This window comes from Ponticaulis profundi (assembly GCF_042659465.1).
In the GTDB taxonomy this organism is placed as follows: domain Bacteria; phylum Pseudomonadota; class Alphaproteobacteria; order Caulobacterales; family Hyphomonadaceae; genus Ponticaulis; species Ponticaulis profundi.
In genome coordinates, this window is sequence record NZ_JBHSSW010000008.1 from 1 (window position 1) to 19912 (window position 19912).

29 protein-coding genes and 1 tRNA gene are annotated in these 19912 nt (G+C 53.5%); 9 read left to right on the forward strand and 21 right to left on the reverse strand.

All coding sequences use genetic code 11. The features are described from left to right. From ACFQDM_RS06815 to ACFQDM_RS06830, 4 genes are all read right to left on the reverse strand, one after another. The coding region (locus ACFQDM_RS06815) for a GTP-binding protein (RefSeq protein WP_377377500.1) at window positions 1–122 on the reverse strand (122 nt) is incomplete at its 3' end. Between the two features lie 18 nt (window positions 123–140). Next, window positions 141–1118, reverse strand: coding sequence for a GIN domain-containing protein (locus ACFQDM_RS06820; protein WP_377377185.1), 978 nt, complete (start codon window positions 1116–1118; stop codon window positions 141–143). Between the two features lie 98 nt (window positions 1119–1216). Next, complete coding sequence (gene galU, locus ACFQDM_RS06825; RefSeq protein ID WP_377377187.1) at window positions 1217–2083, reverse strand: UTP--glucose-1-phosphate uridylyltransferase GalU; 867 nt, start codon at window positions 2081–2083, stop codon at window positions 1217–1219. A 276-nt stretch (window positions 2084–2359) separates the two neighbouring features. Then, window positions 2360–2433: transfer RNA gene (locus ACFQDM_RS06830), tRNA-Gly, on the reverse strand. Between the two features lie 134 nt (window positions 2434–2567). Between ACFQDM_RS06830 and ACFQDM_RS06835 the strand changes: the two genes are divergently transcribed. The 7 genes from ACFQDM_RS06835 to ACFQDM_RS06865 all read left to right on the forward strand — a co-directional run bounded on the left by ACFQDM_RS06835 (window position 2568) and on the right by ACFQDM_RS06865 (window position 5766). After that, entirely contained in the window at window positions 2568–3101 is a 534-nt protein-coding gene (locus ACFQDM_RS06835; RefSeq protein WP_377377189.1) for a helix-turn-helix domain-containing protein, read from the forward strand. Window positions 3102–3144: 43 nt separating this feature from the next. Then, window positions 3145–3408 (forward strand): hypothetical protein, encoded by a 264-nt coding sequence (locus tag ACFQDM_RS06840; protein ID WP_377377192.1) that lies wholly within the window; start codon window positions 3145–3147, stop codon window positions 3406–3408. Further along, on the forward strand, window positions 3405–3956 hold the full coding sequence (locus ACFQDM_RS06845) for a hypothetical protein (protein ID WP_377377194.1): 552 nt from the start codon (window positions 3405–3407) through the stop codon (window positions 3954–3956). Before ACFQDM_RS06840 ends, ACFQDM_RS06845 begins: the two co-directional genes overlap by 4 nt. A gap of 250 nt (window positions 3957–4206) precedes the next feature. Then, the gene (locus ACFQDM_RS06850; RefSeq protein ID WP_377377195.1) at window positions 4207–4470 is read left to right on the forward strand and encodes a hypothetical protein; all 264 of its coding nucleotides are present in this window, start codon (window positions 4207–4209) and stop codon (window positions 4468–4470) included. Continuing rightward, the gene (locus ACFQDM_RS06855; protein ID WP_377377198.1) at window positions 4467–4739 is read left to right on the forward strand and encodes a hypothetical protein; all 273 of its coding nucleotides are present in this window, start codon (window positions 4467–4469) and stop codon (window positions 4737–4739) included. The genes ACFQDM_RS06850 and ACFQDM_RS06855 overlap by 4 nt, the downstream gene beginning before the upstream one ends. Before the next feature lie 432 nt (window positions 4740–5171). Further along, window positions 5172–5597, forward strand: a complete 426-nt coding sequence (locus ACFQDM_RS06860) for a hypothetical protein (RefSeq protein ID WP_377377200.1) — start codon at window positions 5172–5174, stop codon at window positions 5595–5597. After that, complete coding sequence (locus ACFQDM_RS06865; RefSeq protein WP_377377202.1) at window positions 5587–5766, forward strand: hypothetical protein; 180 nt, start codon at window positions 5587–5589, stop codon at window positions 5764–5766. The genes ACFQDM_RS06860 and ACFQDM_RS06865 overlap by 11 nt, the downstream gene beginning before the upstream one ends. Here ACFQDM_RS06865 and ACFQDM_RS06870 read toward each other — a convergent pair. The 10 genes from ACFQDM_RS06870 to ACFQDM_RS06915 all read right to left on the reverse strand — a co-directional run bounded on the left by ACFQDM_RS06870 (window position 5763) and on the right by ACFQDM_RS06915 (window position 14773). Beyond that, window positions 5763–6179, reverse strand: coding sequence for a hypothetical protein (locus tag ACFQDM_RS06870; protein ID WP_377377205.1), 417 nt, complete (start codon window positions 6177–6179; stop codon window positions 5763–5765). The two genes, ACFQDM_RS06865 and ACFQDM_RS06870, sit on opposite strands and share 4 nt — an antisense overlap. Beyond that, window positions 6176–6601 (reverse strand): hypothetical protein, encoded by a 426-nt coding sequence (locus ACFQDM_RS06875; protein WP_377377208.1) that lies wholly within the window; start codon window positions 6599–6601, stop codon window positions 6176–6178. The genes ACFQDM_RS06870 and ACFQDM_RS06875 overlap by 4 nt, the downstream gene beginning before the upstream one ends. Further along, window positions 6598–6846 (reverse strand): hypothetical protein, encoded by a 249-nt coding sequence (locus ACFQDM_RS06880; RefSeq protein ID WP_377377211.1) that lies wholly within the window; start codon window positions 6844–6846, stop codon window positions 6598–6600. Before ACFQDM_RS06880 ends, ACFQDM_RS06875 begins: the two co-directional genes overlap by 4 nt. Further along, window positions 6809–7243 carry a hypothetical protein gene (locus tag ACFQDM_RS06885; RefSeq protein WP_377377214.1) on the reverse strand — a complete coding sequence of 145 codons (435 nt, stop codon included), beginning with the start codon at window positions 7241–7243 and terminating at the stop codon, window positions 6809–6811. Before ACFQDM_RS06885 ends, ACFQDM_RS06880 begins: the two co-directional genes overlap by 38 nt. Further along, window positions 7240–7785, reverse strand: coding sequence for a glycoside hydrolase family 108 protein (locus ACFQDM_RS06890; protein WP_377377501.1), 546 nt, complete (start codon window positions 7783–7785; stop codon window positions 7240–7242). Before ACFQDM_RS06890 ends, ACFQDM_RS06885 begins: the two co-directional genes overlap by 4 nt. Before the next feature lie 26 nt (window positions 7786–7811). Continuing rightward, on the reverse strand, window positions 7812–8162 hold the full coding sequence (locus ACFQDM_RS06895) for a hypothetical protein (protein WP_377377216.1): 351 nt from the start codon (window positions 8160–8162) through the stop codon (window positions 7812–7814). A 498-nt stretch (window positions 8163–8660) separates the two neighbouring features. Continuing rightward, complete coding sequence (locus tag ACFQDM_RS06900) at window positions 8661–10967, reverse strand: hypothetical protein (protein WP_377377218.1); 2307 nt, start codon at window positions 10965–10967, stop codon at window positions 8661–8663. A gap of 40 nt (window positions 10968–11007) precedes the next feature. After that, on the reverse strand, window positions 11008–13620 hold the full coding sequence (locus tag ACFQDM_RS06905; RefSeq protein WP_377377220.1) for a phage tail protein: 2613 nt from the start codon (window positions 13618–13620) through the stop codon (window positions 11008–11010). Beyond that, window positions 13617–14228: a hypothetical protein gene (locus ACFQDM_RS06910; RefSeq protein WP_377377222.1), complete on the reverse strand. Its 612-nt coding sequence runs from the start codon at window positions 14226–14228 to the stop codon at window positions 13617–13619. Before ACFQDM_RS06910 ends, ACFQDM_RS06905 begins: the two co-directional genes overlap by 4 nt. A gap of 14 nt (window positions 14229–14242) precedes the next feature. Beyond that, window positions 14243–14773, reverse strand: coding sequence for a hypothetical protein (locus tag ACFQDM_RS06915; RefSeq protein WP_377377224.1), 531 nt, complete (start codon window positions 14771–14773; stop codon window positions 14243–14245). A 95-nt stretch (window positions 14774–14868) separates the two neighbouring features. Here ACFQDM_RS06915 and ACFQDM_RS06920 point away from each other — a divergent pair, with 95 nt between their 5' ends. Next, the gene (locus ACFQDM_RS06920; RefSeq protein ID WP_377377504.1) at window positions 14869–15150 is read left to right on the forward strand and encodes a type II toxin-antitoxin system RelE/ParE family toxin; all 282 of its coding nucleotides are present in this window, start codon (window positions 14869–14871) and stop codon (window positions 15148–15150) included. Window positions 15151–15177: 27 nt separating this feature from the next. Further along, window positions 15178–15468 carry a HigA family addiction module antitoxin gene (locus ACFQDM_RS06925; protein WP_377377226.1) on the forward strand — a complete coding sequence of 97 codons (291 nt, stop codon included), beginning with the start codon at window positions 15178–15180 and terminating at the stop codon, window positions 15466–15468. A gap of 33 nt (window positions 15469–15501) precedes the next feature. On the opposite strand, the gene ACFQDM_RS06930 is transcribed toward ACFQDM_RS06925, so the two are convergent. The 7 genes from ACFQDM_RS06930 to ACFQDM_RS06960 all read right to left on the reverse strand — a co-directional run bounded on the left by ACFQDM_RS06930 (window position 15502) and on the right by ACFQDM_RS06960 (window position 19907). Then, a complete protein-coding gene (locus ACFQDM_RS06930) occupies window positions 15502–16266 on the reverse strand; it encodes a phage antirepressor N-terminal domain-containing protein (protein ID WP_377377228.1) in 765 nt (254 codons plus the stop codon). 307 nt (window positions 16267–16573) lie between these two features. Continuing rightward, a complete protein-coding gene (locus ACFQDM_RS06935; RefSeq protein ID WP_377377230.1) occupies window positions 16574–17290 on the reverse strand; it encodes a phage regulatory protein/antirepressor Ant in 717 nt (238 codons plus the stop codon). A 12-nt stretch (window positions 17291–17302) separates the two neighbouring features. After that, the gene (locus tag ACFQDM_RS06940; RefSeq protein ID WP_377377232.1) at window positions 17303–17683 is read right to left on the reverse strand and encodes a S24 family peptidase; all 381 of its coding nucleotides are present in this window, start codon (window positions 17681–17683) and stop codon (window positions 17303–17305) included. A gap of 109 nt (window positions 17684–17792) precedes the next feature. Next, the gene (locus ACFQDM_RS06945; RefSeq protein WP_377377234.1) at window positions 17793–18149 is read right to left on the reverse strand and encodes a helix-turn-helix domain-containing protein; all 357 of its coding nucleotides are present in this window, start codon (window positions 18147–18149) and stop codon (window positions 17793–17795) included. Window positions 18150–18242: 93 nt separating this feature from the next. After that, the gene (locus ACFQDM_RS06950) at window positions 18243–18581 is read right to left on the reverse strand and encodes a hypothetical protein (protein ID WP_377377236.1); all 339 of its coding nucleotides are present in this window, start codon (window positions 18579–18581) and stop codon (window positions 18243–18245) included. A gap of 56 nt (window positions 18582–18637) precedes the next feature. After that, window positions 18638–19186 (reverse strand): hypothetical protein, encoded by a 549-nt coding sequence (locus tag ACFQDM_RS06955; protein ID WP_377377239.1) that lies wholly within the window; start codon window positions 19184–19186, stop codon window positions 18638–18640. Window positions 19187–19286: 100 nt separating this feature from the next. Further along, window positions 19287–19907: a hypothetical protein gene (locus ACFQDM_RS06960; RefSeq protein WP_377377241.1), complete on the reverse strand. Its 621-nt coding sequence runs from the start codon at window positions 19905–19907 to the stop codon at window positions 19287–19289. Window positions 19908–19912: the final 5 nt, after the last annotated feature.

The window sequence follows — 19912 nt, forward strand, 5'->3', positions numbered from 1 at the left end:
CCCGTCACTTCTGCAAGAACCATCGTGATCGCCGCAGTCAGCGTGGTCTTACCGTGGTCTACGTGACCAATCGTACCGATGTTGACGTGAGGCTTGTTGCGCTCAAACTTTGCCTTGGACATGTCCGCAATCCTTAAGAATTATTCCTTGTCGTCCGAACTCCATGACCCGATGCGGACATCGCCCGACCCATGACGCTCTACGACTCTGTTACCTGTTAAGCGGGCCACATACACGTCTCCGGACCCTTTAAGCAAGACCGAAACATCATTCGCATCACCATTAAATTCAACATCACCCGATCCAAGGACGTTTGCATTGAAATTCTGAACGTTTCCGCTGTCGATGGAAACGTCTCCAGATCCCTTCAGATCGATTGAAATCTCGGTATCCGCGCGTTCAATTTCCGTGTCGCCGGATCCGCGTACGTTAACCGAGAGTGGGCCAGCTACAGTGCCGACTTCGACGTCTCCAGACCCGGAAATGGATATGTCCATACTGGACGTCACGTCTTCAATTTCGAAATCACCGGACCCAAGAATATTGATGGATGCACTGCCTGCTGATTCGCCGACAACGTCGCCGGCCCCAAGTATCGCAACATCCAGCATACCTGCTACGTTTGCAAAAGCAGCATCACCGCATCCCATGAAGTTCAGTGAGAGGCTGGCCGCATCTTCCATCTCCAACTTGCCACTTCGAAGACCAACGCTTACGGCACTATTCTTTGGAGCTGTGATGGTCAGAACAGGAAAGTCGGAGAGCGGCGACATTTTTCCACCTGGCATCTTCATTTCAAACTGGTCGTCATTGATCTTGCAACGACGAGGGCCATCCTCCTGCCCACCACTAATGATGAGCTTCTTACCTGTTTTCGTGGCTTTCGGTGCCGACACGAGGTCACGTCCCATATCCACGGAATAGGAAAGCTCTCGACCTTCGCGAATACGGATCGTCCCGATAAAGTCGTCAACCATCACATCGGCGACGGACATCGGTGCGGCCTCGCCCCCTGAAAGCTGCTGAGCGTTTGCTGGAATTGCAACTGCGGCAAGGGCCACGCCTGCAGAGAGGGCTAATGCGCTGACTGCTGCGCGAACAGGTGTATGGTATTTCATTGTGTCCTCCAGAATTTTACCGTTTATCGATAATATCCGGAGGGCGAAAAGTCTAATTAAACTGTGTTCACAGAAATTCGAGCGAAAGTACGTCTCGTTCAGGCATATTTCTTCGCAAGCGCCTTCACCATGGCTGCGGTTTCCGGATGGTCTGCAGCGTGAGCAAAGACAGTTTCAAAATAACCTGCGATTGAGCCGCAGTCATAGTCTTGGCCTTCATATTCAAACGCGAAGAACTGCTGCTGCTTCATCAGCCGCTCCATTGCGTCTGTCAGTTGAATTTCATTGCCAGCGCCCGGCCCCTGGTCTTCCAGTAGATCGAAGATTTCAGGCTGTAGAATGTAGCGCCCTGTAATTTTGAGATTGGACGGCGCCTCTTCTTTTGCCGGCTTCTCAACCATGCCATTCATTTCGATAAGCCGACCATCGCGTTTCACAGGCGAAATAACACCATATTTGTGCACCTGCTCTTCGGGGACCTGGTCCACGGCGATTATGTTGCCGCCAACTTTATCATAGGCTTCGATCATCTGGGCTGTACAAGATTTTTCAGACTTGATGATAACGTCGGGAAGCAACACAGCGAATGGTTCACGCCCAACAACATCACGCCCACACCATACGGCATGACCGAGCCCAAGAGCCGACTGTTGCCGGGTAAACGTGGACATACCCGCAGGAATACGCATCGTCTCAAGTCTAGCCTTGATATCCAGCTTACCCTTCTTTTCTAGGGCTTCTTCCAGCTCATAATTAATGTCGAAATAGTCTTCGATTGCGCCTTTATTGCGTCCCGTGACAAAGACGATGTGCTCAATGCCAGCCTGCAGCGCTTCATCCACAACGTACTGAATGGCCGGTCGGTCAATAATCGGCAACATTTCTTTTGGAATGGACTTTGTTGCTGGAAGCACGCGTGTTCCAAACCCCGCAACTGGGAGAATCGCCGTTTTCACTGAAGCCATCTTAATCTGTCCCCTTAAAGCACGTCCGAGTGCATCAATTCACCTCGTAGGAATGGCCTAAACAGTTCCAGAGATCGCTGCAACCCCAATTAAAAATTGACATTTTCAGAGTTCAAAGATTGCTTAATTTTCCGCCTGAGTTGAATGGTTGGTGCCCGGAACAGCAGACATGTCTGATTTGCTGTTAGCTCCCACTGAAACTAATTCCGAACGTCGCTCCCTACTGCAACGAGCAGCTTGATCACTTGAGCCATTCAAAAATAAAGTGGAAGAAATTGGAGCGGGTAGACGGGATCGAACCGACATATGCAGCTTGGAAGGCTGCCGTTCTACCATTGAACTATACCCGCTCAGAGCGGCGACCATTAGCTTTTAGAGTATCAGCTTGTCAACTGTCTGATGACTGTCTGATAAACTTTGTTCCGGGAGCGTTCGCGTTCACGGCCTGTTCCGGGCCGGATGCATGATGCCCGCAGCATGGCGAATGCTGGAACGCATCGTGAACGATGCAGGGCTTCGCGACAAACTTATCCTTCAAATGCAAGCGCGACATGAAATATATGACAATGGGTGCTGGATATGGACGGGCAGCCATGATGGAAGCGGCTATGGCAGGATCAAATTTCGTCAAGTCGTGATCGCCGCTCACCGAGCGTCGTATGCGATCAATCACCTTGTCAATCCGAAAGATCTCCTAGTCTGTCATCATTGCGATACTCCGGCCTGCATCAATCCAGAGCATCTATTTCTGGGGACCGACGCGGACAATTGCGCAGATAAAATGCGCAAGGGCCGCCACAAGTCGGGGCCGGTCCTCAAGGGGCAGGACAATCCGCGCGCCGTTCTCACTGTGACACAGCATGACGCGGTAGTTGCCCTTATTCGCAAGGGTATGACCAACACGGCAATCGCAGAACGCTACGGCGTACACCACTCCACCATATCGAAAATCCGTCGGGGAAAATCCTGGGGCGGAGAAGAAATTGGCAAGCCTTATTTTACAAGGAGGTCATCATGAATAAGAAATCCGCCTTCTCCCCCCTCTCACAAGGGGGTGCGCTATGAGCGACATGAACCCGAGATACGTTGCGTTCAAATCCGTTCATCCAGACGGCAAAACGTATGAGTTCAGCGCATGGCTTCAAAAGGTGAAAGCATGGGCCGCTGAGCGAGACATGGGCGTGGAGCGAGAGCGCGGTTTCGTCGCTCAATATTACAGCGACCCGCAATATCGGATCACCGATCACGACAGGTTCACCGAAGCCTGTATCGAGTATTCCGCAGCAGCCAAAGAAGCCACCCTCTCACAAGGGGGTGCGCTATGAAGATCGCAGGACACCACCTTGTCGAGCGTGATCCTTATCGCCCACGGTGCGAGTGGGGTGAAGATGTAACTGTTCAGTGGGGGGATTGTGGCTCTGTTTTTTCGCCACACGGCAGCTACGTCACCGCGTTCTTTGAGGCTTTTCCAAAAGGTTTCTTCATTCGCGGAGAAGGAAAAACTGTCTCTGATGCTGAGCTGGACGCGTTTATAAAGTATGAGCGCATGCTTGCATGTGGCAACAACCATCAGTGGCGGCGCGGATCGTATTTAAATGGCGGCGCTCATTGCCGCGTTTGCGGTCAGTTCGGCACACCGTTCAAACCAATCAATCCCCTTGGACATATGCTCAAGCCACTTACTTGGTGGGAAAAAAGAGCACTATCAGACCACGATCTATGGGTCGAAAAGAGATTTATCCAGCGCGAAACGCCTGATGAGCAGAAACTATTTCGACAACTCCGACTGAGGCTATTTCTCTTTGGCTGGGTTAATAAAGAGGGCGAGCCTCAACCAGCAGCCAAAGAAGCTGCACTGGTAGGTAAGGGATGAGCGGAATCCCAAGAGCACGTCCCGGCCAGCTCAAGGCGCAATGGGGGAAATCGTCAGAGCATGGTGCGGACATTCATTATTGCTGGGGAGATGGTGTCTCCAAAACCGACGCTATGGTTTTAGCGGAAGCTCTACAGGGTCGGTACGGTCACGATGAGCCATCACTGATCGATGTGCTTAGATCACGAGGCTACGACATAAAGACGCTCAAGATCAGCGTAAGTAAGTCGACCGCGCCGGAGCCCCAACAATGACTGACCTTGTAGAGAAGATGGTGGATGCCGTCACAACATGGCCGATCAACGGGAGAGCAGACCTTATCGATGCCATGCAAGCCGCCCTCGCCGCCATACGTGAAAGGCATATAATCGTGCCAAAGAAGCCAACGCCGGAAATGCATCACGCGGCAATAGAGGCGCTGTCAGGCGGAGCACAGACGCAAGACCCGAAAGCGGCCGCATGGGACTCCCTCGTTGCCTACCGCGCCATGATTGAAGAAGGAGAGGTGAAGTGAGCGAATACGTGGACTACGAGCAGGCAATCAACGCTCACGCCCATCAGTTCGATGAGGCCTTGCGCAGCTCAACTGGGCTTCCAGATGAGGAGATTAAAGCCCTTGCGCTGTCTGGTCGCCTGCGTGTGGTAAAGCACGCTTCCGGCAAATGGGAGCACTACTATCTGGACAACGAAAGGCTTTTCTCTGTTGGGCCTATACGCGTAGACCGCATAGATGGACAGACTATTCTTGCGCGAGATATTGTTCGTGAAGGAGAGGTGACGTGACCCCGCAGGAGTTCACAGCCGAGGTGCAGGCCCTCTTGGACAAAAGCAAGTACCCTCAGCACAAGTGCCCGGTATGCTGCGGAACGGGCATGGTCTGCACCGATTGCCACTATGGCGGCTCTACATGTGCATCAATTCATGATGATGCTGGGCGGCAGCTAATGTGTGAGGCATGCATTCCCGACCCGGACCTACATCAATAGGCCAAGTGGCACTTAGCCCTTCGGTCCGGGAGGGGATATGTCGCGGGCCGGACGCTACTCCGGCTATTGCGTCGGTCCACCGATATTACCAAGCTACCCCGGCCACCATTTCCCCCAAGCGCAACGAGGGTGGTAACTCCGGAATCAGGCGCTTGGGCGCTTCTGCTTTCAGCGCCGCCGCGACCAATCCACTATAGCGGAACAAAACAAGAAATGGTAGGGTGATGATATGGCGCTAACCGTTATCTTTCCAGAAAAGCCGACGCGTGAAGACTTTGAAGCAGAGCGTAAATGGGGATTCACTGGATCATATGAACGCTGGCTGACACTGAAGCTGCCAATACATCTTCAGTTTCAAAAAGAAACCACTCAAGAGCAATTCGATGAACTGTCAAAGCAAGTCGAATCTTGGGGCGGACCGATCTTCATTCATGGGGACTTTGAAACTGATCAGTGCGCCGATTGCTCGCGAGAATCCAAATATCTGTGCGACTATCCTGTCGGAGACGATAAGACCTGCGACCGGATGATGTGCAAAAGCCATTCCCATCATATCGGCGGTGACGTTCATTATTGCGAGTTTCACTTTTACGAGTGGACGAAATACACAGCTAAGACTTCGATCAAGGCAGCCAGGCCAAGCAATGACAACTGAAGAAACCGTTCGTGTCGCCCTGCTCTCACTGAAAGCGCGCCCCTCCCTCGAGCGCCTTGCTGACCGCTTGAAGTATGACGATCAGGTTCAGGCCAATAACGCCGCTCACGAGCTGTCAAAGATTATTGTTCAGATGGTGAGGGAGTCGCAGGAGCGGCAGAGGCGTTAATTCTCGCGGTCGCGCTCCTTCTTCAGCTCAATGTGCTTAAGCGTCACCCGCTCCATTGCGCCAAGCAGAAAGAAGAGAACAACAAACCCGCCCGTTGATCTCAGGAACACACCGAAGTCATTCAGCCGTTCTCCCCGGTAGGGCATGCCCGCATAGTTCTGAACTAATAAGCCCGCCAAAGATGCGGCAGCCCCCGCCAGTAGCGCGATCGCACTCAATGCCGCAACGAACCGGCAGAACCAGCGAAAGCCATTCTTCCAGTTGTCGCGAGCCGGAAGCCAGGCGGGGAACAACCAGTCAGGCGGGATAGGCGCCAGCCACTTCTGAGAACTGATGAAATTGAAGATGAAATAGACCGTGACGAGCTGGCCCACCATCACGAGAATCAAGAGATTTTGCATGATGAATGTCATTGTTTCAGCCTGTCCATGATTGCATCGAATATTCGCTTTGGTGTGCCCGGTGAGATAAAAAAGAGCAGCAGCCCGACGCCCAGAATGCCCGCAATGAACGCTCCGCCCAGCTGGTCCAGGATTGGCAGAAGCGCAAACGAGCGGCCAAGGAATAGGCCGACGACAGAACCCACGAACCAGTAGATAAAGCCTCTCACAGCACGCGACCAGATGTGAGGCAGATCTGTCGGTTCTTCGGCCTGCTCTGCTATGAACAGCCGCCCCAGCTCGGCCAGGCCCGCACCAGCCACCGCCGCCGCATATTCGCCGGGGGTGAAGAAAGGCAGGTTGATTGCCAGCGCCCCGAGCGTGCCTGTTGCCGCTGTCGTCAGCGTCAATCCGGCACTCGCAGAGGCTTCCAGAAATTTGTGATACTGCATCATTCTTTCGCGGCTCCACACTCCAGATTGACCCGACAACGGATGATCTTAACCAGACCATCTATGAACGCGTCATCTTCCCGGTCATGCGAGATGAGGTTGCGCGTGTTCGTGCCTGCATCGTTTCCGTCATCGCCTTCGATAAGGACAGGCGGCTCCGGTTTTTGGAGCTGCGCTTCGTCCACCTGTTCCGGCTTGACCTCAATGTAGTCAGTGACCGTTATCGGCGTTGTAGGCGGACACGTCATTGATGTATCCGTCGCGCACGCTGCCAGTAAGAGGGCAGGAAGCACCGCTGTCAGCGCGATCCTGTAGGGCTTTGTTTTGCGCATCTCTCGCTGCCTTTCTTGCTCTGGCGTTTGCTTTCGCAATCGCTCTGTCCTGTTCGGTGATGATCTCGTTTCGGGCCTTTAGTTGGGCGTCGAGCTCTTTCCGCTTGCGCTCTTCTTCGGCCCGGATATCAGCGATCTGTTTATCTCTCGCCTGCGCCGCCGCTGCGTCTCGTGTAAGGCTGTCAGCCTCGCAAGCGGTTTCCGCTTTTTCACGGGCCTCATTGGATCGACCCTCCCCGTAGAGCCAGACACAAAAAAAGAGCGCCAACATTGCGCCGGCGCCCGCAAAGAACTTCCAGTGTTGCCAGATCATGCGGCCACCCTCCCCGCAATCCATCCATAAAGGAAATCCTCTGATGAGCTGCGGCCCTCAGCGATCACGAAATAACGCTCGACCTGAAAACCATTCAGCGCCGCCAGCATCACCTTTTCGGCCCTGTGGTCGCGCTTACTGAGATAGAGCTTCAAAGTCTCAATGGTGCGAGGCCCGATGTTTCCATCCTCTCGAATGTCAGCATAAAGTCGCTTCTGTTGATTGAAGCCATTCAGAGCGCGCTGAAGGAAGGCCGAGGCAACACCGACACCCATGTTGACGCCGGTGTCGAACAGCTCTTCCGCGATAGCCTCCGAGTGTTCAGCTACCGCCGCAAACCCCGGACCATCCCAGTAGTCGACAGCGTAAATATGCTTTGCGACGGCGCGCGGCAGATCACGCATGTGTCCGCGATAGCCATGGCGACGGGCGACCCGTTCTGTGATGCCGTAATTCGTAGCCCCGCCCGGATCTGCCGGGTGATCCACATATCCGCCCTCGCGCTCCAGAAGCGGGTCGATCAGGCGGTCGAAAATGTTCATCGTCATGATATCGCCTTCTGACGAAACTAAAGCTGCAAAAACTCAGAGAGATAGTCATGCACGGCGTCGTACGTCGCAACATTAGATGCGTGTGTGATATCGCCCTCGGCTGGCGTGTCGCCCTGCCAGACACCCCAGAACGCCATGTCACCATCAAAGGCGTTCTGCGCATCATCTCTTGCACCGAGCACAAATCGGCCAATCCCATAACTTGTCGTGTCGAGCTGTTCAGCGGTCTGCCACGCAGCGCCGCCGATGCCGAATTTCAAAAAGCCAGCCGTGTCATCCTGATAGAGGACCGCTACCATCCACGTCCATGTATTATAGGCCACGGCTGCATTCACAGCGATATCGACACCACCGATGTCGCCGTTCACTCCGGATCGCAGCGTGTAGTCTGTATTTTGGCGTCGCAGCCGAAAACTTGCATGGTCGTTATTGTCTTCGCCAATGAAAAACAGTTCTTGTATTCCTGAGACCTGATGTGGCCGAAAAGCAAGGACAACGCTGGTGCATTTTGAGTCCAAAGGGATCAGAGATTTGTTGAGCAATACCTGCGATGAAGCAGCCGTAAAGGTTAGCCCCTGCGAAATCCGAGTCCCTGTAAACCCGCTCGAAATTGTCGGGAAGGCGTCAAATGTTCCAGGAGTCGACTGATTTCCGCCGAAATCTCTATCAGCATCCCCAGCCATGTTTGCGGCGTTAATCCGCCCGGCACGCGAAGTGGTCGTGCTTGGACCAAAATTACCGCCCCCCCAAAGATTCGAGCTCGCAAGGACCGGGGCCAATAGCTCTTTGCCCTTGGCGCGGAAAAGATATGGATTTGCAATATCCTGATTGCTGATTTGCAAGTGTTGCATGATGTTTTTTCCTTCTTACTGAAGCGTGACAACGAAAGCCCGGCACCATCGGTCAAGCGTTGATCCCGATAGGTGGCCTGTATCCGTCGATGTGGCCTTGATATTGCCTTTTGCGCCCGGACCCGGATTGACAGGAGATAGATCTGTCAGAGCGTATGTGATTTGCGATCCAGAACTCGGCGCAGTATCGAAATTAACGGTTAGATCAGTCCCATCCGTAGTCACTGATGTGATGCTTGCCCCGTTCGCATCGTTGCGCAGAGCGACGCCATAGTTTGTCTGCGCTGAAACGGTTGTTGTATCGAATGTGACGGTCCCGCCGCCTTGGCCAGTCAGCGGGATTGTTACGGCTGTAGATGCGGATGCCGTTTCGCTCGCAACCTGCAAATCAGTCCATCCGCCGTTGTGCAAATGCTCGTACGCTGCACGCGCGGCCTGCTCTGCAAGCAACCTGTGCCCGACGTTGTTTCTGTGAAGCTGATCGTCAAACGGCACCCAATACGTTGGCCCGTCCATGATTGCATTTACACCGGAGGTCGCGACAAAATCCTGTTGCGCAAAAATGATCTCTTCGCCGGTGCCATCATCCGCGATCAGAGACAAGTTCGGAACAATCCATAACGGGTCATCAACCTGATAAAAGTATTTGCGAGCAAACCTGTTGATCATCCAGTACCATTGAAGATGGTAATCAAGATATTGCTCGCGCGTCATAACATCCTGTGCATCCCTCTCGCCATGTATCGGACGCACTGTTGATAGCCTTGGCTGCAAGCCTCTGATTTTGCAAATCCGGGCGATCTCTGAAAAATAGAATTCGACATTTTCATAAAGCACATTCGATTGACCAGAGCCCGCCGTCTCAATCATACTCGTAATGCTCTCACCGCCTTTGGATGAGTTCATTTGGATTTGCAGCGGAGAACTGATGTCTGCATCATCCAGCGCGTCAAGGTAATGTGCCATAAAGGCCGTCCCGTGGCCCTCTGCATCGACCTCATAAGACGGCTGTATGTCGTCAATATCGCCGCTCGCAAGCGCAGTGTCTGATGGCCCTCGCGACGGATTAGTCATCTCGAACATAAATGCGCGAAGAGGCTGCGGTGGCGTGGTCGTTAGGGCGGGTAATCCGTTCGAGGCTCGCGCATTCGATTGACCGACGATAAGATTGATCTCCAGCACATTGTCGCTGCTCACAGCAAATCGCGTTGGGTAACTATCTGGCTTATAGAGGCCCTTGACGACCTCAACTGATCCGGTCACGTCAGACCGCCCAATCCAGCTTGTTGCTAAATGGCGGTCAACGTAATAATTTGCACCAGCCGGAGTTACCTGACCGGATGCTTCTGGGCTTACCACCATCACATGGTTTTCCAGCGACATGAATTCGTTATAGGCCGTGAAACCAGGCTCAGCGCCTTCAGCGTTAAGCTGATCCTGAAAATCTTGCTTGATGCGCTGGCCGTGAACTCTGCCAGAGACGGGATCGATACCAAAAAGGACATGACCCATCGGCCCGATCAAAGGCCTCAGAAGGTCATCATTTTCGCGCAAACCGTCTTCGATAATTTTCTCTTCGTCTGCGCGGACAAAATCCAGCCGGCCATAATCATCTCGATCAAACAGAAGCTCGTCATCAGGTCCGATCAAAAGCGCACGGGGTTCAGAAAACAGGTAATCATCTTCGACGAAGACTTCATTTGCTCGCGCGCCTTTGAGCAAGCCGTCTGTATCAAAGCCGCCCACCTCGCGATCACCAATGAAAAACGGATAAGCCAGACCACCCCGATACAATGTATCCTTTACGACCGCTCTTGGTGCACCCGCCTGCTCAAGACTTTCCAAAGTCGAAGCATCCACAGCGAATTCAAGTCCGCTAAGAGCATCTTGCAATCCACTGACTGTTGAAATAGCCTGAGTTCCGGTATGGTTCGCCCTACTCTTAAGCGCGTCCTGTGCCGCTGAGGCCAACTTCTCCAGCGTAATGGAAGCATCGACGTAGTTGTCGGTATCCACCAGCGAGGAAAACGATAGCTCCTTCCAATTGCTTGCGTCCGCCTTGAACCAGAATTTCATTGTGTCTTCGGTATAGGCCCACTGTCCAACTTCCTGATTGGCAATATCATCGCCCATCGCGGTTTCCGTCGTGAAAGAAACCGCCGCCGTGAGCGCCCGCCAGACATTATACAGGCCAGCAAGCGTGTATCGTGTCTTTCCGCCGGGCGTGAGGATGGTGTCATCCTCCGAGTCGACGACAGCCTCTGTCGCGTCGAGGTTTTCGCCCAGGCGGTCCATATCCGCCTCGCTAGGCGGATCACTCACGGTCCTCAAAGCCATGGCATTCTTCCTGTATTGTTGGTGATTAGAGGGTGTTGAAAAGGCGAACCGCTCTCGCGAGCTGACGAACTTCGCCGTTTGCGTCGACCGCTGTGCAGATGGCTTGCGCCAGCGCTTCAGAACCGGATGTCATGTTCGCGGAAAATGTCGTTGAGATCGTTTTAGGATCGCTATCGTCGGCTGCGGTTGGGTTGTTGATCGTAATTGGCCCGCCATCTTCACTGACAAGCGTAATTTGAAAGGAGACCTTTCCGGTCGCACCCAGAGCTGTGAAAACGAGCGGGTCTCCGACGTCAGTTGTCTGAATGCCGGTGTCGTTGCCGGACCATGTAGATGTGCCGGATGAACTCAGCGAAAATCCCGTCTGGTCGCCATTCGTCGAATTGAAGTTCGCTGTGCTTGTCTCGTAGACAAAGCTAGTCCAGTCGCTGAACCGCTTTCCAAGGCGCGACCTGAACCGAAATGCATATTCCTGGCTTGGTAGAAACGGTGAATACTCAATCGCTGAAACCGTCGCATCGAAGACGAAGTTCTCAACTCGTCCGACAATTCCACCACTGCCAGAGCCATCTGAGGCCCCCATCTCGACCTCGTTATATTCGGCCAGAACATCGTCCAGATCCGCAGGGAGCGTGATCTCGAATTCAAAGCCGGGGTATGACGCACCGCCGGATGAGACCTCAACCGCCGTCACGCTGACCGTTGGTGCCGTAAGCTGCGGAAGTGGTGAAGCCGTCACCGTCGGATAGACGATGTCCTGCGCTCGTTCCTCATCCCAGACGAGTTGATCAGGATAGACCTCAAGCCCGGTAATGCCGACCGATCCATTGAGTAACCGCTTTACCTCCTTGGCTTCAAAGACCTTCTCGGTGAAGCCTCGCAGCGCGCTTGTGCGGTAATACCAATCGCCGGGGCGGATTGCCCTTGCGCTGATCTCGAATACTTCCTCCAGCTCGACGATACGACGGCTCTTCTCGATCCAAAGCGCGGCTTTTCGCTGTGCTCGCTCGCCGCTGTTTTCAAGCTCCTGATCGTATGTTTCTTCGATTTCACCCGCGTCAGCCACAACATAGGCTTCGACCGTCATTTCCGGATAATCGTTTGGTTCCAGCTCGTTATCCGGGTCTATGAATGTTCCGGATACAGTGTTGACCATATCCGAGAGGCCTTCGCCCGGTTTGATCTTTGTCGGCTCACCGCGAACCAGATCGCTATCCGTCAGCGTCATGACCGGCGTGCGGCTGATCGGCGTCCAGATTGCCAGGCGGCCACCGCGTTCAATCGCATCTGAGCACATGTTCTCAGCAAGGCGTTCAAGCACTTTGTCATGCGATAGATCAGACGTCAGGACGCCGTTGACCTCGTAACGCTTCTGAGTGCCGCCAGCCTTAAGCGTGACGCTCTCATCGCAATGGTCTTTACCCTCCTCAAACTCATCGTATGGAATGGCATCGACGTCTTCGCCGACACCGAACCACATGTGAGAGGAGCTGGCATTGACGACGATACCGCAGCGGTAGTGCTCAATCGCAATCCGGTTGTTCGTCGTGTATTCCCATGTTGAGGGATCATCGAGGCGATGTGTACCGGACCCGCCTTCCGTCGTGTCTTTCGAGCGGTCCCAGAGCTTGGCGCCCTTGCCGCCAAAATCATACGTGAAATCCTGCGCGACGTCGGAATCCCAAAGGTGTTCAAGGATCACATAAGCGACACCGCGAAGCCGGTGATTGCTCGTCCATTCTGGCTGCTCTGAGTCGCCCGCGGTCGCGCTGATCAGATAACTATCTGCGGTCTGGTCTGGTCGACCGTCATAGTATGTGACCCAGAAACGGTTCTCGCCCTTGTCGCCTTTGATCCGGAAGAGCTTTCGGACACCATGAACCAGCGGCTCATCCACCGTCAGATCACCATTCACCCAAATCTTGTTCAGCTCTGTGAGTTCGTGATCGGCGACGGCGCGCACTTCCTGCAGGTATTTACGCTGTTGGCCATTGGTGAAGTGAGCGACAAAGCTGCCGGCCGTTTTGAATTCGCCCAGGCAGAGATGACGCGGCGCTGGTTTATCATCGGGCCACGTCTTCTGGATCGTGCCTTCTTTTTTGTTCTTCGTGCGCCACGGAATTTCCGTGTTCTTGAGCTGGATAGCGAGGTCGAAGCCCTCATCGTCCGGATAGACGGCTTTCTGGCTGGCTGATGTGCGAAGCGACTTGCGGCGCTCAAGAAACTTCAGGAGACCGCTTTCGATCTCCATCTCAAGCGTGCTTGGCTCGTCCTGCTGAATGGTATCAACGAGATTGTATATAATCCCGCGCTCGTCCTCGTAGGTCTCGCCATCGTCCGGCGTCTCGCCCCATTCGAAAACCACCAGTCGCAAACGGATTGGGCGACGACGCCAGTTGCTATCGAGTAGCGTTCCGATTGGATCCGCATTTACGAGTTGGTTGGAGCTGTCGAATTCCAGCGTCAACTTCTCAGACTTGAGCGTTGCTGTGCGCTTCATATCCTCCGGCGCTTTGAAGCGATCTCCAAGGCCGGTATAAGTATGGCTATCAAGCGTCAGGTCATCGGTGGACGTGCACCACCGCAAGGTCTCCGAGTCCAGCGTGATATCCAGAAACCAGACCGCACGCTGTGTCATACGATCACCTGGCGGGCTGAGAACCGGATGGAATAGTTGCCGACCTCTTCCGGCATACGGGGCTCACCGATTAGGCGAAATTCTCCGACGGGCCGAATGCGTGTGAGTTCCCGCACCGTTGCGTGCGCTGCACGCGGTCGCGGCCAGACCGTGATGGTTGCGTCTCCGCTTCCGTCAGCTGTCGCCGCTTCCGTGGCCGTGCCGATCCAGTACCCGTTTGCGGCGGTCCGGTACGAGAAGAAGTCTCCTTTCGCGATTGGCTGGCTTGCAGCAAGGCCGGAAACGGTGATCGTGGAATTCGCTTCCGAGATGCTATCCAGATCAATTCCGGCGTCTGACGTGACGCTCTCATCACGCGGACGTGGTCGCAGGATCGGCCAGGTTATGAACGTGATCGCGCGGCCCTGTCGGCGCAGCAAGAACATTTTCCATTTGTCAAAGGTCTCGCGATCGATACAGTCGATCTCATACTCGATTTCCCAGTATGGCGTCCCGATCTCAAGAACGGTCACAGCACCAGAGGTCGAGTCATGGCCCGTCTGAACGTTTCGCGGCGTCCACACAGCACTGATCACGCCCTCGTAAGGGGCGAGTTCGCGTACACTCATCGAATGATCCTGATTTAGCCGTTTATGGCGTTTTCAAGCGCCTGGAGAATGGCGGAGAGGTCATCGCCATAGAGGGCGATCAGATCGCCATAGAGTTCATCATAGGTCTGCCAGACCGGCAGTCCGGACAGCTCGATACCGCCGCTGATACGCCAGTAGTTCTTGAACTCGCCCGTTGTTTCGAAATCTGTCAGGAGGCCGGGGAGTTCAAAGCTCGCACCCGTCACATGATGGCCCATCATCTCAGACCACCGGACGTTCCGACTGCCGCCATTGCGATACCAGCTCGTCCAAGTCGCAAGGTCTTGTTCCAATAGCAGCCCAGAGAATTGAAGCGCGTAGGCTCGCCCGACTTCGCGGATCTCCGTTTTCATCGGACGGCTGTTTGGAAAGTCATAGTTGGGCGTTGTCACGCGCCGTGTCTGGACCGAAAGCCGGGTGGAAACGCTTGTAATGCCGCAGGGTCGAACAAAGTCTTCCGGATCGCCACCGTCGCCAATGTAGAGCGCTCGCTTGCTGAATTCGACGGGAATACCAATCGTCATTCAAGTGTCCTTCTGGGGGATCGGGCGCCATCCCGACGCGCCTTTTTGCAGTAATACTCGTTGACAATGTATCACGTTATGATACATATATGCTCATGATACAGAGCACCAAGGGTAAGTGGATTGAGCAGGTTCTGGCAGGAAAACCGGGTAAGGGATTCCCGAATGACATTTACAGGACCGCTCTTCGCAAGATCGCGATGGTTGAAGCCGCTGAAGAGCTTAACGACCTGCGCTCACCGCCCGGCAATCATCTGGAAGCGCTGAAGGGTGATCGCGCCGGTCAGCATTCCATTCGGATTAATGATCAATGGCGCGTCTGTTTTGTATGGGGCAAGAACGGCCCCGAAAATGTGGAGATCGACGATTACCACTGAGTAGAATTGAGACGAAAGAAAGCTGATATGACCAAACTACAAGTGCCGGTCCATCCCGGCGAGATTCTAAAACACGAATTCCTGGACCCTATGGGCATCAGCGCAATTCGTCTGGCCAAGCATATTCGTGTTCCACGGACGCGGATTGAGCGGCTGATCAAAGAGGAAACCGCTCTCACGATTGATACAGCCAAGCGCCTTTCTCGTGCCTTTGGGACAACAATCGAGTTCTGGATGAATCTCCAGATGAACTATGATCTGGCAAAGGCCGGAACAGAGATTGATGTCTCCAACATTGAACCGCTTCAGGCTGCTTGAAAAAGCCGCCCGGTTAGGGGCGACTTTGGGTGGTTACTTGGTTACGAGCTTAAGGACGCCTTGTCCCCGCTTCTCCTCGACCCAGCGCCGGATCATGTCTCGTCCGCCGTTTTCGAGCCAGTTCTTCACCGCAACGGGCGGGTATGTGTAGACCCGCACACTGCCGGTGTTGGTGATGTGTGGCGGAATGTTCGCCTGATTGCAGTATTTTCGAACCGCATTGGACACCTTCTGCGCAAGTCCGCGAAGGCCTTTGCGATTGTGAACGCCAGCCATATCCAGAATGTCCGCCGAGTTCATGCCCTGAGCAATTGTGAGGTAGTTTTCGGCGACAAAGGATTGAACCATCGCCGGTAAAACGTGACCCATCTCTTTATGGACGATCCCTTTCATGATGCCGCCCAGAACCTTTAGAACCCTTGGATCAAGATCGGTAACAACCCCATCCATATCAGAACGGACAGCAACGCCTTGAGTCCAGTACTGGTGCAGAGCGATCGCGCTCTCTTCCTGATACTGTTCGATCTTCTCGCGCTTCTGGTCGTCTTTGATCTTGTTCGGGTTGATCGTCGCCAGCCAGAGTGGAAGCTTTGAGACCGGCATGCAGAGCATGGATTGCTGGCGGCCCGATGTGTCGTGCGTTGTGATATCACAACACATGAATTTGGTCCGCTGATCCTTCAGTTTCACGAACTGTGACGCCCAATCAATGGACAGGTTCTCAACAATCCGGCGCATAGCCACATAGGGCTCGCCATTGTGCTTTGTTGTCAGGATTTCATCCCCGTGAAAATTCATAACTTGGAAATCAGGGGAATCGACTTTTGTCAGCATGTCTGGCATGTCTGGACACCTCTTCTTGGCGCTCTGTCTGACACGGGCGCCTTCGTTCAGGGAGAGTGGTGAGAGAGAGCCAAAAGTTGTCGAGGCCTCTGGCTCTCTCCTCACCTACCGGGGCCAGACTCCCGGTAATTCTTTTGTGTATTCCAAAATCTTATTGTTCGTTTTCACTGGCAAGATGCTTATTGGCTGCGCCAACAGTCTTCACAGCCCGTGGACTCTATGTTCTCTCTATGTTCGTGAGAGCAAGCCCCTAAAAAGGGGCTTATGCTGCGGCTGCCGGCGGTATCAGTTGAGCCAGCCGGGAAATGCCTTTTGGCGTCACCCTTACTTGCTCTGTGATCTTTTCCGATCCATCGGGCCTCAGCACCGTTGTAACTTTGTGCTCAAGAACGCCTTGAGTGACTTTCGACTGATAGCCGAGATAATGACCGCCACCGGGTCGCTTATATATCCAGCCGTGTTGCGTCATATAGCTGAACAGGTCTTTTGGGCGCATTTGAAGCGCCTTGGCAGCGTCAGTGATGCAGAGAGAGCCTTCTGCTTCTGAAATCCGTTCCAGAGCTTCAACCTTCGGCGCGTCTTCCTCGATCTTGGCTTCCAGCTCAATCACCTTTTCCGTGTAGGTCAGGAGAGTCTGGCGAAGGATTGCCGGGTCTGACAGCATTCTTGCCGGGTCATTCCCGGCTTTCTCTTTTTGCTCCAACTCCTGCCAGCGGTCGATGATGCGGGCGCGGATTTCATCCTTGTATCCCGACACAACAACTAGCGTATCGCGCTTTGTGAGGTCATAAACTTTTGTTGGGCGACCGCCTTCTTCCAATTTATAGGCTCTGGTAGTTTTACGACTCTCTCGTAAAACCCCTCGATCGAATAATCTGACGATGGTTGCGCACACATCATTGTGGCGCGCTTCACAAAGTTCTGCGATTTCCCGGCTGCTCATAGTCTGAGGGCCATCTGCTTGAACAAGATCAGTCATATCACCCTCCCCTTATACGTGCTTGCAGATGCCGACGACGCGACCAAGGACCAGCGCCTTGGCGTGTTCCAGCGGAATATACTGGTCTGGATAAAGCATGTTGTCGCAAAAGATACGGACACCCTTGTCAAAGGCGTACTGGGCATTGGCGATGCGAGGCGGATAGTCCGGCCCCATGTCGAATGCAAACAGGGCGTCGGTGATTCCGCGCTGGCCCTGATCTACGATGACAAAGTCACCAGAGCGCAACATCGGTTCCATGTTGTCACTTTGCACCCGGATAGACACGAGGTCCGCTTTTGGGTCTTCCATTCCATAAGGTTGAGAGAGCGCATCCAGCAGAGCCATTTGCTGGACTTTTTCTAAACTTTGAGCAATGCCATTGTAAGCCATAGTGAGATCCTTGCTTGGTTAGAAGCCGGATAACGGGGCGCAATCCCGCCCGGCTTCGTCTCACTATGTTGTATTTTGATTACAAGTGTCAATGCGAACTTGTATTTTTTTACAATTTTTCTTTTGCTCGATCCGATGACGGTTTTAAACGTTCCGCTACACGAAGAAGCGCTTCCGCGCTCTCCTTATCCATCTCCTGTACGAGCTGCGCCAACTTTTCGGCTATATCCGACCTTGCATCGACAATGGCCCTATCGAGTTCTTCTTCACTAGGGAACAATAGGTCTTTTATCTCGACACCCAGTGCGTCAGCGAGCCGCTGAGCAGCCCTCAATGACGGGTTGCTTCGACCAATCTCATATGAGTTGATCGAGTTGACCGACATACCACTGCGCTCGGCCAGCCCGGCCGCTGTAAAGCCCGCTTGGCTTCGCAGGAATTTCAAGTTTTCTCCAAAAGCGCTCATGTAAGGTAGATACAGTCACTTGTTAGATATTACAACTCCGAAAAGACCGTCGCTTTCTGGCGGTTTAGCCGACCGACTGCTTGATTGATAATTCTATTCCACGCCGCTCTGACGCTGAAGTTCACGAAGCTCTTCGATCCGCTCATCAATCGATTTCAATTTCTCTTGGCGGACTTGAATATTCAACTTGGCTATCCGCATCATGTCTTCCTTGCCTTCAATTTGCATGAGGACAAGCTGATCTGACTTTCTGCATTCCTCAATCAGGTCCGCTTCTAGTCCCGCAATATCCTCTATACCCAAACCAAATCGCTGATTTGCCGCCTCCAGCGAATACGGCATCGATGCGATCAAACATTCGAGCCCCGTAGGCTGAGCGTTAGCGACAGGCGCAAGGGCCATTCCGGCCGCCACAAATAACCACTTCTTCATCCCGATCTCCCTGTCGTAGTTGTCCTTATTCTCACCCAATGGCTCAAAGAGCACGGCTATTTGCCCGAATAGATTCCGCACTCATTCAGTGCCGCCTGAAAGCTGCTGTCGAGCGCGATCTCTGAAAAGTTCTCGTTATTCTTTCGGAGTCCGGCTTGCGCGGTGATTGGCCGAAACCGCAAGACCGAACCTGCAAGCATTTCGTCAAGAAGGGCCTCTGCCTTTTCGCCACCAACCAGCGTCACACCATTCTGGATTGACGATGTCATCCCCTGCGTAAGTGCGTTGACCTGCTTGATCGAACTTTGAAGCGCGGCCTGCTGCTCTTTGGTCAGGTTTGGATATTCCATACTCTGTGGCGCTGCGCCCATGGGTGGTGTTTCGGACACTGTCAGTGTTCGAGGTTCATTCTGATCAACTCGCCAGACAATATCGCCGGGTGACACGGGGTATTTTCCACCAGACGACACGCCAACCAAAAGCCCGCTCTCTGAGTTTTTCTCCACAATCGGATAAAGCGAGCCAAAGCGCGTGAAGGAACTCCCAAACATCTGGTCAGGTGCCGACACAACGCATCGTGTTGAATCCGTTACAGGGTCGCTCATTCGCTCAATTGACCAAACAGCAGATTGACCGCTCGGCTGCGAGGCGCATGCACTCAATCCCAGAGCTACCACAAATATCCACTTCTTCATCGGCCTCCCCCTAATTGTATTTGCTCGACACATTTTCCGCTTTGATTTTGCCCTCAGCGAAATCAGTGAGCACCTCCTTCAGAGCCTCGGCGCCTGCTCGGTCAAAAAAGAGCGCGCTATCTGCCAGGCACGCGCCCAACGCACAAAATTCAAGCGTGAGGTAATGTTGACTTCCGCTTCCGGACGCAAAACCAACCTGAACAGCTCCTCCCTTGATGGACTTCGTTTTTGCAATGTCCTTTGCAAAAATATCTCCAGCTTCACTCGCCTGAGTCTCCCACTCAAAGTACTTATTGGTCGCATCAGCAATTACTTTCGCCCCCGACCGATCAAACCAGATCCTAGAGGTAGCCTCAGCGCCATACTTGTCCCGGACACCATAGTCATCTCTTTCTATGGTCATCACCTCCTCGCCAGAGGGGTAATGCTGTACACTTACAAATGTCGGCCTTCGCATGTACTGCGAGGCAACCGAATTGAATTGCATCGCAGATATACCTGTAGATATGGGCATATCTATGTTTGCCGAAAGGCCGGAGGCACATCCACCCAGCACGGCTATGCTTGCTATCGCTACTTTCCACTTCTTCATCCCGATCTCCCTGTCGTAGTTGTCCTTATTCTCACCCAATGGCT

Coding starts and splice junctions, on each gene's coding strand:
- ACFQDM_RS06820 (WP_377377185.1), bottom strand. CDS start 1,118: ATGAAATACCATACACCTGTTCGCGCAGCAGTCAGCGCATTAGCCCTC.
- galU (WP_377377187.1), bottom strand. CDS start 2,083: ATGGCTTCAGTGAAAACGGCGATTCTCCCAGTTGCGGGGTTTGGAACA.
- ACFQDM_RS06835 (WP_377377189.1), top strand. CDS start 2,568: ATGCTGGAACGCATCGTGAACGATGCAGGGCTTCGCGACAAACTTATC.
- ACFQDM_RS06840 (WP_377377192.1), top strand. CDS start 3,145: ATGAGCGACATGAACCCGAGATACGTTGCGTTCAAATCCGTTCATCCA.
- ACFQDM_RS06845 (WP_377377194.1), top strand. CDS start 3,405: ATGAAGATCGCAGGACACCACCTTGTCGAGCGTGATCCTTATCGCCCA.
- ACFQDM_RS06850 (WP_377377195.1), top strand. CDS start 4,207: ATGACTGACCTTGTAGAGAAGATGGTGGATGCCGTCACAACATGGCCG.
- ACFQDM_RS06860 (WP_377377200.1), top strand. CDS start 5,172: ATGGCGCTAACCGTTATCTTTCCAGAAAAGCCGACGCGTGAAGACTTT.
- ACFQDM_RS06865 (WP_377377202.1), top strand. CDS start 5,587: ATGACAACTGAAGAAACCGTTCGTGTCGCCCTGCTCTCACTGAAAGCG.
- ACFQDM_RS06870 (WP_377377205.1), bottom strand. CDS start 6,179: ATGACATTCATCATGCAAAATCTCTTGATTCTCGTGATGGTGGGCCAG.
- ACFQDM_RS06875 (WP_377377208.1), bottom strand. CDS start 6,601: ATGATGCAGTATCACAAATTTCTGGAAGCCTCTGCGAGTGCCGGATTG.
- ACFQDM_RS06880 (WP_377377211.1), bottom strand. CDS start 6,846: ATGACGTGTCCGCCTACAACGCCGATAACGGTCACTGACTACATTGAG.
- ACFQDM_RS06885 (WP_377377214.1), bottom strand. CDS start 7,243: ATGATCTGGCAACACTGGAAGTTCTTTGCGGGCGCCGGCGCAATGTTG.
- ACFQDM_RS06890 (WP_377377501.1), bottom strand. CDS start 7,785: ATGAACATTTTCGACCGCCTGATCGACCCGCTTCTGGAGCGCGAGGGC.
- ACFQDM_RS06905 (WP_377377220.1), bottom strand. CDS start 13,620: ATGACACAGCGTGCGGTCTGGTTTCTGGATATCACGCTGGACTCGGAG.
- ACFQDM_RS06910 (WP_377377222.1), bottom strand. CDS start 14,228: ATGAGTGTACGCGAACTCGCCCCTTACGAGGGCGTGATCAGTGCTGTG.
- ACFQDM_RS06915 (WP_377377224.1), bottom strand. CDS start 14,773: ATGACGATTGGTATTCCCGTCGAATTCAGCAAGCGAGCGCTCTACATT.
- ACFQDM_RS06920 (WP_377377504.1), top strand. CDS start 14,869: ATGATACAGAGCACCAAGGGTAAGTGGATTGAGCAGGTTCTGGCAGGA.
- ACFQDM_RS06925 (WP_377377226.1), top strand. CDS start 15,178: ATGACCAAACTACAAGTGCCGGTCCATCCCGGCGAGATTCTAAAACAC.
- ACFQDM_RS06930 (WP_377377228.1), bottom strand. CDS start 16,266: ATGAATTTTCACGGGGATGAAATCCTGACAACAAAGCACAATGGCGAG.
- ACFQDM_RS06935 (WP_377377230.1), bottom strand. CDS start 17,290: ATGACTGATCTTGTTCAAGCAGATGGCCCTCAGACTATGAGCAGCCGG.
- ACFQDM_RS06940 (WP_377377232.1), bottom strand. CDS start 17,683: ATGGCTTACAATGGCATTGCTCAAAGTTTAGAAAAAGTCCAGCAAATG.
- ACFQDM_RS06945 (WP_377377234.1), bottom strand. CDS start 18,149: ATGAGCGCTTTTGGAGAAAACTTGAAATTCCTGCGAAGCCAAGCGGGC.
- ACFQDM_RS06950 (WP_377377236.1), bottom strand. CDS start 18,581: ATGAAGAAGTGGTTATTTGTGGCGGCCGGAATGGCCCTTGCGCCTGTC.
- ACFQDM_RS06955 (WP_377377239.1), bottom strand. CDS start 19,186: ATGAGCGACCCTGTAACGGATTCAACACGATGCGTTGTGTCGGCACCT.